The organism is Agathobaculum sp. Marseille-P7918 (assembly GCF_964248325.1).
In the GTDB taxonomy this organism is placed as follows: Bacteria; Bacillota; Clostridia; order Oscillospirales; family Butyricicoccaceae; genus Agathobaculum.
The window spans coordinates 50,056-62,696 of sequence record NZ_CAXTXI010000011.1; the positions used below are offsets into that span (position 1 = coordinate 50,056).

Genomic DNA, 12,641 nt, shown 5'->3' on the forward strand with positions numbered 1-12,641 from the left:
CCTCCACAGAATTCTAATCGCTATTCATCTGTGCGACGCAGATTCTTTCCACATGCGTCATTGCATAGCTTCCCATCTTCCCATGCGAGTTTTCCGTTAACAAAGCATTTCGCAATACCGCTAGCAAGCTGTACTGGTTTTTCAAATGTAGCATGATCCTTTAATTCCGCGGGATCAAAAATATTGATATCCGCATAGTATCCTTCCGCTATCTGACCGCGACGCGCTATGCTCATCCTCGCCGCCGGCAGGCTGGTCATCTTCCGGATTGCCTCCTCCATCGTGTACAGATGGCGCTCCTGCACATATTCCCGGATGATTTTCGGAAACGCGCCATACATCCTCGGATGAGGTGTATCTGTCACTGCATAGATAGAATCGGAGATCACATTGGAATACGGAAGCTTCGCAACTGTATCGATGTCATCCTGACACATACTCATATTGATGATAGCGACTTTGCCTTCCTCATCATGCAAAAGCCACGCTACGAACGCACCGTCGCTCTCGAACCCATATTCTTTTGCCGCATCAGATACCATCTTGCCGACAAATTTTTGATTGCTCTGTTTGTGCACACCGGAAATGAGGATCCTGTCCCATCCAAGCGTGATCGCGAAGTTGTCCCAGTCATCATAGTTAATCTCCAAAGACTTGCAGAACTCTTCGACGCCTTCTTTGGTCCCCATTCGCTCCAGAGCACGGTTCATATCTCCGTCCACAAATGCAGGCGGTACCATGGTGGTAAGCGAGGTAGAACCTCCTTCATATGGATAGAAGTCGCAGGTCACATCCTGTCCTTCTTTTCTCGCCTGTTCAATCAGCTCGATGGCACGATGGATCTCTTTTCTCCAGTTTGCCATACCGCAGGATTTAAAGTGACTGATTTCCACCGGACAGCCAACCTTTTTCCCAATCTCGATGACCTCTTTTACGCTGTCCACCATACTGTCGCCTTCTCCTCTGATATGCACACAAAGCGGAGTATGATATTTCTCCATAGGCGCCAGCATCTTTGCATAATCATCCGTGGAATTATAGCACTCAGGCAGATACATAATACCCGCGGACACGCCGACCGCACCCTTTTCCAGCGCATCTTCGATATAATCAGAGGCTTTCTTCATCTCTGCTTCGGTAAACGGTGTATTGGAAAATCCTTTTACCGCAATCTTCACTGTACCGGAACCAATCATTGACGCAAAGTTCAGCGGCAGCTTCAGTTTATCCAAAGCGTCCATGTATTGGCCATATGTATGGATGCCGCGGTATGCAGGTCCCACGACAGGCTCCGCAAACGCGAACATCTCTTCTGCCTTCGCCTCATCTTCCGGAACCGGAACCATGGAAAATCCGCAGTTCCCTGCAACCGTTGTCGTAATCCCTTGTGCCAGCATGACCTTTCCAAAGTCTGTGCCGTAAAACGGCTGTATGTCACAGTGTCTGTGGATGTCGATGAATCCCGGTGTTACTGCCTTGCCCTGCGCATCCACGATTTCCGCCTCTTGCGTAATCGTCTCTAATCCGGCTGTGTCTTCTCCGTCACGGAATACTTTCTTAATTACTTCATCTTCTATATAAACCTTGCCTCTAAATGGTGCATTTCCTAAGCCGTCGTAAATCACGCCGTTTGTGATCAGTAATTTGGCCACACTATTTTGCCTCCTCTTGGGCTTCATTCAGATAATTGTAAACGGTAAAACGGGAAATACCCAAAAAGTCTGCCACCCTTTCCGCAGATTTTTTGATCAGGAATACTCCCTTGTTATCCAGATAGCGCACAACCGCAACCTTGTCGTCCTTATCCAGTTCATCCAACGTATGACCGGTGTTCTCCACCGCTTCTTTCATGAGAGTTTCCAGCAGTTCATCGATGTTGCCCGTAAAGACTTCCCCTTTGTTTTCCTTTTCGTCAGGGCTCGTGAGCTTCATCATCGCCGTCTGTCCTGCCAGCAGTGCTGTGATATCATAATTGATGCAAAGGCTTCCTACCACATTTCCCTTTTCATCCAAAAAATATTTGCTTGAGGAGCGCAAAATGCGCCCCTCTTTTGTTTTGTTGATATAGCAATATTCATCTTTTGGCTGAGCGGTTCCGCGTAAAATAGCCAGTCCTGCATCCGTCCCGCCGTCTCCAACTTTTCTTCCGGTCACATGACCGTTCCAAATTCCTACAATGGTATTATCGTAGTCTCTTGTCAGATCATGCAGAACAACCTCGCAGTCATCACCAAACTGTCTGGCAATACATTCGCATATCTCACACAACATCTTATAATTATCAACTACAAAACTAATGTCTGCCAACCTCCCATACGTTTCATTTTTATTGGACTGCGCCGCGGCTTTCGATTACAAGTGCCATACGTTCTTCCTCTGACATCTCCACCTTCTTTGTGCACAGAGATACCACTACTTCAGCAATCAGAGCAATGATGGTAGCCGGAATAGCCGGACCCGTGAAGATACCAACAATCCAGTTCTGGAAAGCAGGTACAAACAGGTAGAGGATGCCAAATAATGTACCAACTCCTACGCTGGCCAGACCACCTTGCCATGTCGCACGTTTCCAGAGCGCACCAAGTACCATTGCGATCGATACACCGGGGATAATAGAACCGATTACATTACTGATGTAACTGATAACGTCCTGAGCAAACAGTGTTGCACAGAAAGCCAGCAGCAGCGTAACAACTGTCATGATGCGCGACCATTTTCCCACCTTCTCCTCCGGCAGGCTCTTGCCTGTAAAGATAGGGTAGATATCCTGAATGGCAATCGTAACACCTGCGATTGCATCGGAATCTCCCGAGGACATTGTCGCAGAAAGACCGGAAATCATAAACAGAAGTCCAAGCATCGGCCCCAACGCGGTGGTCGCGATATAAGTAAACGCAAAGTCCGGATGCTCCAGAACAGATGTAGCATTATTTTTTGTAGCAATGGTAAATGCAGCCATACCAATGATAGCCGGAAGCATAGAGAAGCCGAGGAGCAAAAGACCGGATGTCTTCAGTGCGTTTGTTGCTGTCTTGTTGTTCTTGGCGGTGTAAACTCTCATACGGTAGGTCGGTGTTCCCCAGCAGGGAATGAAAATGGACCAGATTAGTGATATCAGCGCCATCACGCCCATGGTTCCTACGCCGTAGAAAGTCAGGTTGCCTTCCATGCCCGCTGCGGTGATAGTCTCTGTGATACCGGCCCAGCCACCTGCCATCGGAACACATACCGCTGTAATAGCAATAAATCCAACAACCAAAATTGTAAGCTGAATGAGGTCTGTCCAGACAACCGCCAGATAGCCGCCGATAATAACATATACACCAAATGCAAGTACTGCTATCGCTTTGGCTGTGACCAAATCCAACCCGGTGACATAGCTCAAGTAAGTAGCGCCACCATTTACATGGTTACCCAGCCATACCACTTCAATAATATACATCATGATACTCATGACACTTTTCACAAGCTTATTTCCATTATAATGGAATTGTGCTTCTTCCGCCATAGTTACGAAATTTTTTTCTCGTAATTTCGTCTTTTGGGCGATCCATGCCAGAGTCAGTACGCCGAGTGCGGCGCCCAGTCCATATGCAGCGCCTCCGAATCCCATTTTGAAGCCATTGGCTGTCGCCCCGATTGAAGATCCTGTACCAATCAGCGTGGCGCCCATTGTCGCGAAGATCAGGAAGAACGGTAACTGTCCTCCGCCTGTCAGGTAACCTTTTCCTTCGGATTTTCCTTTACTGCTTATATATCCGACGATAATCATCAGAACGACATAAACTGCAAAGCCAACCAGAAAAAATGTTCCAAAGTTTCCTTCCATTTTCTTTCCTCCTACATTCTTTATTTAACATTCAACAAAATGTTTAACTTGATTCTAGTTTTATTTCAACAGATTGTCAATAGTTTTTTGTGGAGCCTTCTCAATATCTATACATTATATAATTTTTTATGTCTAATATTGTCTAATTTAACAGTTTTCTTGTTTTTCTTCCTTGTAAATTGACTATTTCAACATTTTGTGTAAAAATATAATCAGCAGTTGCGATTTCAACAATTTATCAACCCTCTTGAATGTTAATATATCATGCACTATAGTATTCAGAGGATAAAGGAGGCAAAAGAAAATATGGAAAAGTCTTACTCTTTCAAAGGAAGCGAAGCTATTATCAGTCCCGCGCTTGTTTATTACCGAGATCTTCTTCGCAGCAATTTGGAAAAAGCGATTGAGACCGCGCATGGCGCAGCGCATCTCTGGCCTCACGTGAAAAGCCATAAGATATCACATATCATTCGTATGTCTATGGAATACGGTATCCGCCGTTTCAAGTGCGCAACCATCGCGGAGGCAGAAATGGTCGCCTCCTGTGGCGCAGAGCATATTGTCCTCGCCTACCCGCTGGTAGGTCCGAACATAAAACGCTTCATCAAGCTGTCCGAGGCATTTCCAGACACGCATTTTTATGCTATCGGAGACTGCCTTGATATGCTTTCCCGTCTGGGTGAGGCAGCGCAATCCTCTTCTCTCGGGAACGTAGATGTTCTGGTGGATGTCAACATGGGAATGGATCGCACCGGAGTTCCTCTCTCGGAACTGGTCAGCTTCTGTGACTCATGCGCTTCCATCGATGGCATCACTTTAAAGGGGCTGCACTGTTATGATGGACATCGCACCGAACATGATTATCATGACAGAAAAGCGCAGTCAGACCATGTTGACAGAGAACTCAAACCACTGTTAAAATCAATATGCAAGAACCATCCGACCTGCTCATTGGTCATTATCGGCGGTTCTCCGTCCTTCCCCTGCCATGCAGATTTCATTCTCACAGACGGAGAAGAGACAAAGAACGCGGAAGTTTATTACTCCCCAGGAACCGTGTTCGTATATGATTATGGATACAGCAAAAAATTCCCAGATCTACCTTATATACCAGCAGCGGCTATTCTCACGCGTGTTATCAGCAATCCCGGCAGAGGCATTTTCTCCCTTGACCTCGGTTACAAGGGAGTTGCAGCCGATCCGGAGGGTATCCGCGGTCAACTGTTGGGAGTGGAGCACTGCGAGGAAATGTTCCAGAGCGAAGAACACTGGACCTTCCGCATGCAACCGGGATATGAGGATACATGTCCGAAGGTTGGTGAAGAATTTTTTGTCATTCCGACCCACATCTGTCCAACAAGCGCACTTTATCCTTCCGTCACAGTTGTAGAAAACGGTGAAATTGTCGATGAGTGGGAAGTAACCGCGAGGAATCGAAAGATTACATATTGACAAGGCAACCGAGAATCGCATATGCAGATTCTTATCTACAGATTTACTATCGTTAATCCACATTTTTATGTATAAAGGAGAGATTAAAATGAACATTTATGACGTATTGAAGGAAAAAGGAATTACATTACCGACTCCTCCCCCAAAGGGAGGCGTTTATACTCCGGTACAGGAATTTGGCACAAATCTTCTGTACTGCTCCGGCTGCGGCCCGGATCTCGGCAACGGAAACAATGTTATCGGGCGTGTTGGAGAGAACCTGACACTGGAAGAAGGACAGAAAGCAGCTTACAACTGCATGCTCAACCTTCTTGCAAATCTGGACGCAAAGACAGGGGACTTAAACAAAATCAAAAGGTTTGTAAAAGTACTGGCTTTCGTAAACAGTGCAGATTCCTTCGATCAGCAGCCGCAAGTCGTAAATGGCGGGTCCAATTTGCTGGTAGATATCTTTGGCGAAGAAATCGGCATGCCCGCAAGAACAGCTATCGGCGTAAATACACTGCCGGGTGGAATTGCTTGCGAGATCGAAGTTCTCGTAGAGCTCAAAGGAGACTAACTTCTGTCTCTCAAAAAAGATACGACAGAGCACAAATAAGCACACAGCAGAGTATAGCTCCTTCCAGCCTGAACCGAACTGTAAACAGCCTCAATTTGTGCGAACAATCCCACAGAGTAAGAAAGCATTGACAACGATACGCAATTTCTGCTATAATCCCTTTGTTCATCGGAGGGTGAGCAACCACAGAAGTTGCGAGCTGGATAAGATGACGGGTGAAATTCCCGTTTTCTTATCCAGCTTTATTTTTTAGGAGCGGTATTATGAACAAAAGAACGGAACAAAACCTGGTTCAGGGAAATATTTTGCGCACATTGCTTTCCTTTGCTGTTCCAGTGCTGCTGGCGCTTTTTTTGCAGGCCATGTACGGAGCTGCCGATCTGATTATCGTCGGGCAATTTGCCGGAACCAATGAGCAGTCCGGAGTGGCCTCCGGCAGTCAGCTGTTCAACATGGTCACAATGGTCATCACCGGATTGACGATGGGTGTAACCGTGTTTGTCGGAGATGCGATTGGTTCTGGAAAGCGAGCGAAAGCCGGACGAGGGGTTGGCTGTGGCATTGCCATTTTTGCGGTAGCAGCGATCCTCGTGACCGCTGTTGTGGTTCCGTTCAGCGACCAGTTAGCGCTATGGATGCATGCGCCTGCCCAAGCCTTTGCGCAAACCAGTAATTACGTGCGCATTTGCGGCATCGGTACCATTTTCATCACCGCATACAACGTCATCGGGGCGGTTTTTCGCGGCATCGGCGATTCCAAAACCCCGCTGGTCACTGTTGCAATTGCATGTACCATCAATATTCTGGGAGATCTGCTTCTGGTTGCCGTCTTTCACATGGGAGCCGCAGGTGCTGCCATTGCTACGGTAACGGCACAGGCAGTCAGTGTCGTCTGTTCGTTGTTTTTGATTCGCCGGAAACAGCTGCCCTTTGACTTTTCTCCGCGCTGCATCCGGTTTGAGCGAACCTGCATCCATCGGATTTTACGGATCGGCGTTCCGATTGCGCTGCAAGAACTGCTGGTGCAGTTTTCCTTTTTGTTTATCCAAGTTGTGGTCAATGGAATGGGTGTGGTCCAGTCCGCAGCAGTGGGAGTGGCAGAAAAGGTATGTGTGTTTCTGATGTTGGTTGCCTCCGCCTACATGCAGTCCATCTCCGCCTTTGTTGCCCAAAATAATGGGGCAGGATGCTGGGAACGGTCCAGACAGGCGCTGTTTTACGGGATCAAGACCGCACTGGCAGCAGGAGCTGTGATGGGCGCACTGGCCTTTTTCGGAGGTTCGGTTCTGTCCAGCATCTTTTCGAATGAACCGCTGGTCATTGCCAACGCCCATGATTATCTCAAAGCCTACGCCATTGATTGTCTACTGACCGCTGTCCTGTTCTGCTTTATTGGATATTTTAATGGCTGCGGCAGGACTGCATTTGTGATGATACAAGGCGTGATAGGCGCGTTTTGCGTCAGAATTCCAGTCGTATTCCTGATGAGCCATCTAAAGGGCATCACATTGTTTCATATCGGACTCGGAACACCGATTTCTTCTGCCGCACAAATTATTTTGTGTGTAATTGCCTTCAAAGCCCTGCAGTCAAATATGATAAGAAGCTGAGATGCCATTTCTCAGCTTGCAGGCCGCTCAAGGAGTTTCACGCTCCGCAGCTTGATAGAGCGATACGCCCTTTCCAAATTCCGCAAAAATGTAATCTGTGCTCAAGACAAACATTTCTACTTTATTTGTAACAGCGCACCCATTTTCTACAGCCGTTATCTTTTGTGTCGATCCCGTTATGGCCGGTATTTTGCTTTTGGAAAGTCCAATAGAAATGGAAAACGGCACAGAGAACCATCTGTGCCGCTGCGTCTATCTTTATTTTCGTTTATTGGTCCGTCCAAGCAGATAATCCACGCTAACATTGTAAAAATCCGCTAAAGCACACAATACATGCGGCGGAATCATACGCTGCCCGCTTTCATAATACGCATAAGTGCGCTGAGGAATATGAATTGCTTCTCCAACTTGCGCCTGCGTCAAATCATGGTCTTCCCGCAAATCTCAGATTCTCCGTCATCCGCATCTATCCTCATATTTTCCGGTCAAAAAGCTGCTTTTGCTGTTGTTGCTGAAGAATATATTCTTCCTCATCCTGATCTTTGATCCATTCTTCCATCCGCAGTCCATCTCGAAATTCTTGCAGCCATTGCCGATTTTCCCAGCGAGCTTCGGCAATATCGTCTGTGTAATCTTCCGATGACTTCTCACCAACGGCTTCCTCGTAGTCAAAATCAGACTTTCGCTTTTTTAAAAGTTCTTCTTGTTTGTCTAAAAAACTATTCGCATCAAACCCACCATACTTATTTTTCGCCTCTAAACTATTGTATTCTCTGCTTAATATAGATACGCTTGAACCATCTGCGTTAATATGAGTGGATAATGATACTGTCACTTCCGGCGAGTGATTCATTGCATTGAAGAAATTTGTGTCTATCATTGTTGCGGCATAAATCATTTCGTCAACTTCTTTAGCTTTTTGAGGATCATTTACGGCTTGCTCAAGCAATTGTGGAGCAACAGATATTGATGGAGCTATTCCACGCTTAGGCGCAGTTAACCCGGACGAAAATGTAAGACCATAGTCTTTATACTTATTCAAAATATAATTTTTAAAATTTTCTGTTTTTTGTTCCTTGGTCAGTGCTTCCGTTTCAGATGATTGCACTTTTGATGTACTTTCATACGTCGCCGCCGGACTTGATTGTAAGACATTCGCCTGTGCGGCACTTTCTTTTTCGGGTGTTTCACTGTTTTTTGCTTGCTGCAATTTTGTTTGATAGGGATTGAAACCTGTGCTTGTGATTCTCATAAGCAATATTCCTTTCTATATAAAAAAGAATTATATTTTCATATCAAGAAATCTATCTTGTTGAAGTTCCGTTAAAGAATTTGTTTCTTGCATCATATCTTGCTTAACATTTTGTATGATATCCTGCGCAATATCGTGCATTCTTCGCTGTTCATCTCTATATTCTTGAATACGACCTTTTTCTGCACGACGTTGGTCTGCCTTGTCAGCACCGATTGCTTCATTATAGTCAAAATCAGACTGATGTTTTTCCAAAAGCTCCTCCTGTTTGTCTAAAAAACTATTGAAATCAAAACCGCCGTATTTGTTTTTGGCCTCTGCACTGCTGTACTCTTTTCTTGTTATGACAGTTCGTGAACCGTCTGCATTTACATGAACGGACATCGAGAATTTTACAGCAGGAGGATTGTTTATGGCATTAAACAAATTTGTTCCGATTGTTGTAAGACCATAAAGCAAATCGTCTAACTCTTTTGCTTTTTCAGGGTCGTTTGCAGCCTGCTCTAATATTTTAGGATCAACAGAAAATGATGGTGCTACACCTAAGTTCTCGGGCATTGGCCCAGAGGACAGTGTAAGTCCATACTCTTTATATCGATCCAACATGAAGTTCGTGAAATTCTCCGTTTTTTGTTCCTTGGTCAGTGATTCTGTTGCAGATGATTGCACTTTTGATGTGCTTTCATACGTTGCCGCCGGACTTGATTGCAATGCATTCGCTTGTGCAGTGCTTTCTTTTTTGGGTGCTTCACTGTTTTTTACTTGCTGCAATTTTGTTTGATAGGGATTGAAACCTGTGCTTGTGATTCTCATAATCAGACCTCCATTACGATATAAATTGCCAAATATCGATAAATCGCATCAATCATTTGCTGATTTTTGCCCTTTTACCATGACGGATAGGATAAACCGCCGTCCATTTACGATACAGTCCATATCGCCTCCATACTTTTGAGCGCAACTATGAATATTCCTTAATCCGATACCATGCGCATCTGCATCCGGTTTTGTTGAGCAAGGCCAGTCCCCATTCGCATTCATTTGGAGCAACCCGTCAAAACTGTTTTCCATCTCGATAAAATACATTTTCCCTTTCCAGAAGGAGCGGATAGAAATATAGGTATCCGCCTCCGGTTCTACCTGCTGGAGTTTTTGACAGGCTTCTATGGCATTGTCCAATCCGTTACTCAAAATAATGCCAATGTCGTAAGCCTCGACTGAGATCGTATCGGGTACAATCAATTCGTCTGCATCCAAACGAATGCCGTGAATGGCCTTTTTCGCATATTGGAATTTGCTGTTGATGACCGCATCGCTGACCGGGTTTCCTGTGTGTACACGGTTGTCCAGCTGTTCCACGGAAGTATACATCGCTTGAAAATACCGTTCGATTTCCGAATTGATGTCATGCTTGTACTGCTCGTGCAACAGCGCTTGCAGTACAAGCATATGATTTTTCATGTCGTGTTTTACTGCCCGAACACCGTCATAAATCGTTTCCATTTCAGCGATAGAATTCTGTAAACTGGTGACCTGATTTTCCAGCACTAATTTCCCAGCACGTTCCTGTTGCAACCCAATCATCTTCTGGAACATTTCAAAACTGAAGAGATTGGAGAACAGCAAAAGCAACGCAAGGAGTGGAACAATCAGATAGAGTTCCGGATATTCTTCATACAGGACAACAGCATTGCCATTTTCTACGGTAAGGATAAGTAATCTTATCAGCATTGCGGTCATGACACTTGCAGTTGCTGGCAGCAGATAAGGTATTACATTTTTTTCAAATGGCTGACGATGTCGGTATGTTTTCATAATCTGTCGAATCGAAAAGAACGTTATGCCTTCTCTTACGATACCAACAACAATACTTAGCAGCAGAGGAGAGATGGAAATAAGCCGCAGCAACATCTCAAAAGATAAAATGTCTTTACCTGCCAAGATGCTAAGTAGTTGAATGATTTTTGAATTTAAATAGATAGCACTATTGGAAATCCATATGGATAGTTCATGAATGGCTGTAAACTGCATCACCAAAAACAGTTTTAGAACCATGTCGCCCTGATACCAAAATGCAGTAAACACAAACAGAATGACGATATAAAAAAGCAAATTCCATACGGATGAGGGATAAAAGTTCAGATTCATTGTCAGACAGATCATATGATACATGACCCATATCACGCTGACAACATATTCACTCCATTTTCGCGTACTCCATTGAGGCTGTGTAAAAGTTTGAAATAGGCGTTGAATACACAGTCCCTCAAAAATATAAAGTGCTGTCATGAATAATTTTAAGAAAAAATCAGGCATGATACACATCTCCATCACGCAGGAACCTCATATACTGTTTGACAAAATCCGGATAATTCTTTCGTGCCAAATACGCGATTTCCCCATTGTCCATATAAATGTTTTCGGTGTCATATTCAGCGATGTGTGCCATATTGACCAAATAGCCTCTATGACTTCGATAAAATCCCGAGCCGACCTTTTGTTCAAACTCCGACATCGTACCGTATACAAGAATCGGTTCCGTTTTTGTATGGATCACGATTTTTCGCAGTGCGTTCTCCAAAAACAAAATATCATCCGTGTCAATGGTCAGGCTTTTCTCTCTTGTTTTTATCAAAAGCTGCCTTTTTTTGCAGTGCTTCTCTCCTGTAATTTTCCTCTCGGCTTTATGCAGCACCTCCTGAAGTTTTTCTATTTGAACAGGCTTTAAGAGATAGTGAAATGCCGTTACATCAAAAGCGTCAAAAACATACTCTTTTATTCCTGTAATAAAAACAATCAATACATTTTCATCCATACTGCGAATCTTTTTTGCAGTTTGAATCCCATTTAGACCATCCATTTGAATATCCAGAAAGATGAGGTCAAATGTTTCTTGTGCGGCCAGCAAATCCGTTCCGCACCCATAGCATATCACTTCACAGTCCGGAAGGCATTTTCTGACCATGCCCTCAATCTGCTGCGTGATTTCCAATTCATCATCGCAGATAGCAATTTTCAATATAACATTCCTCCTTTCATGTGTTTTATCGGCTGTTTTGCTGAAAACATCAAGCCATATGTAACGAAACACTAATATCATGTAATGAAATCTTTCCATCCGTTCGTTTGGCCTTAGGAAAAACTTAATCATTTTTCATGTGATTTATTGAGAAATGAACCGTCAGGTCTGATACAATAAATGAAACAGACCTGCACCAAAGGAGCTGAAAATATGCCTGAAAAGATACTGGTGATAGATGACGAGCAGGATATCGCAAATCTGTTGGAAGTCTATCTGCATAACGAAAACTATACGGTTTACAAATACTACTGTGCCAAGGATGCGATGTCGTGCATTGAAAACGGCGATATTGACCTTGCCATTTTGGATGTCATGCTTCCGGATATGAACGGCTTTGCTCTGTGCCAGCTTATCCGTGAGAAATACACGTATCCTATTATCATGCTGACCGCCAAGATCGAGGAAACGGACAAGATTACGGGACTGACATTGGGGGCGGATGACTATGTGACAAAGCCATTTCGCCCTTTGGAGGTAGTGGCCAGAGTAAAAGCACAACTGCGGCGCTGCAAAAAATACTCCCCATCCGAAAAAGAAGAAAAAGCGAAAACCAAGCTTTGCTATAACAACCTGCGGCTGAATACGCAGACGCACGAATGTTTACTGGATGGCGAGATCGTACCGCTGACTCCAACCGAGTTTTCCATTCTCCATGTCCTTTTGGAGAAGGCCGGAAGTGTCGTGAGCATTGAAGATTTGTTTCATGCAGTATGGAAAGACGAATACTACTCCAAAAACAGCAGCACGATCACGGTGCATATCCGGCATCTGCGTGAAAAATTAAAAGACACTTCCGACACCCCCCAGTATATCAAAACCATCTGGGGTGTAGGCTATAAAATTTGAAAGGGAAACCA

The 12,641-nt window shown here is 44.6% G+C and carries 13 protein-coding genes; 4 read left to right on the top strand and 9 right to left on the bottom strand.

Translation table 11 applies throughout. The features are described 5' to 3' along the window. Positions 1-20: 20 nt before the first annotated feature. The 3 genes from ACESSO_RS13515 to ACESSO_RS13525 are packed head-to-tail and all read right to left on the bottom strand — an operon-like array spanning position 21 to position 3,829. Complete coding sequence (locus ACESSO_RS13515; protein WP_373166049.1) at positions 21-1,652, bottom strand: amidohydrolase family protein; 1,632 nt, start codon at positions 1,650-1,652, stop codon at positions 21-23. Between the two features lies 1 nt (position 1,653). Further along, on the bottom strand, positions 1,654-2,307 hold the full coding sequence (locus ACESSO_RS13520) for a transcriptional regulator (RefSeq protein WP_373166050.1): 654 nt from the start codon (positions 2,305-2,307) through the stop codon (positions 1,654-1,656). 19 nt (positions 2,308-2,326) lie between these two features. Then, positions 2,327-3,829, bottom strand: coding sequence for a sodium:solute symporter (locus ACESSO_RS13525; protein WP_373166051.1), 1,503 nt, complete (start codon positions 3,827-3,829; stop codon positions 2,327-2,329). A 264-nt stretch (positions 3,830-4,093) separates the two neighbouring features. Here ACESSO_RS13525 and ACESSO_RS13530 point away from each other — a divergent pair, with 264 nt between their 5' ends. From ACESSO_RS13530 to ACESSO_RS13540, 3 genes are all read left to right on the top strand, one after another. After that, positions 4,094-5,281: a D-TA family PLP-dependent enzyme gene (locus ACESSO_RS13530; RefSeq protein ID WP_373166052.1), complete on the top strand. Its 1,188-nt coding sequence runs from the start codon at positions 4,094-4,096 to the stop codon at positions 5,279-5,281. An 88-nt stretch (positions 5,282-5,369) separates the two neighbouring features. Beyond that, on the top strand, positions 5,370-5,840 hold the full coding sequence (locus ACESSO_RS13535; RefSeq protein ID WP_373166053.1) for a RidA family protein: 471 nt from the start codon (positions 5,370-5,372) through the stop codon (positions 5,838-5,840). A 263-nt stretch (positions 5,841-6,103) separates the two neighbouring features. Then, positions 6,104-7,450, top strand: coding sequence for an MATE family efflux transporter (locus tag ACESSO_RS13540; protein ID WP_373166054.1), 1,347 nt, complete (start codon positions 6,104-6,106; stop codon positions 7,448-7,450). Between the two features lie 27 nt (positions 7,451-7,477). Here the strand turns inward: ACESSO_RS13540 and ACESSO_RS13545 are convergent, their stop codons facing one another. The 6 genes from ACESSO_RS13545 to ACESSO_RS13570 are packed head-to-tail and all read right to left on the bottom strand — an operon-like array spanning position 7,478 to position 11,802. Next, positions 7,478-7,678, bottom strand: a complete 201-nt coding sequence (locus ACESSO_RS13545; protein WP_373166055.1) for a hypothetical protein — start codon at positions 7,676-7,678, stop codon at positions 7,478-7,480. 30 nt (positions 7,679-7,708) lie between these two features. Next, a complete protein-coding gene (locus tag ACESSO_RS13550) occupies positions 7,709-7,891 on the bottom strand; it encodes a helix-turn-helix domain-containing protein (RefSeq protein ID WP_373166056.1) in 183 nt (60 codons plus the stop codon). Between the two features lie 31 nt (positions 7,892-7,922). Beyond that, positions 7,923-8,702 (bottom strand): hypothetical protein, encoded by a 780-nt coding sequence (locus tag ACESSO_RS13555; protein WP_373166057.1) that lies wholly within the window; start codon positions 8,700-8,702, stop codon positions 7,923-7,925. A 30-nt stretch (positions 8,703-8,732) separates the two neighbouring features. Next, on the bottom strand, positions 8,733-9,515 hold the full coding sequence (locus tag ACESSO_RS13560) for a hypothetical protein (protein ID WP_373166058.1): 783 nt from the start codon (positions 9,513-9,515) through the stop codon (positions 8,733-8,735). 48 nt (positions 9,516-9,563) lie between these two features. Further along, positions 9,564-11,018 (bottom strand): sensor histidine kinase, encoded by a 1,455-nt coding sequence (locus ACESSO_RS13565; RefSeq protein ID WP_373166060.1) that lies wholly within the window; start codon positions 11,016-11,018, stop codon positions 9,564-9,566. Then, positions 11,011-11,802 carry a LytR/AlgR family response regulator transcription factor gene (locus ACESSO_RS13570; protein WP_373166061.1) on the bottom strand — a complete coding sequence of 264 codons (792 nt, stop codon included), beginning with the start codon at positions 11,800-11,802 and terminating at the stop codon, positions 11,011-11,013. The genes ACESSO_RS13565 and ACESSO_RS13570 overlap by 8 nt, the downstream gene beginning before the upstream one ends. Before the next feature lie 132 nt (positions 11,803-11,934). Here ACESSO_RS13570 and vanR point away from each other — a divergent pair, with 132 nt between their 5' ends. Beyond that, positions 11,935-12,630 (top strand): VanR-ABDEGLN family response regulator transcription factor, encoded by a 696-nt coding sequence (gene vanR / locus ACESSO_RS13575; protein ID WP_373166062.1) that lies wholly within the window; start codon positions 11,935-11,937, stop codon positions 12,628-12,630. Positions 12,631-12,641 lie beyond the last annotated feature (11 nt).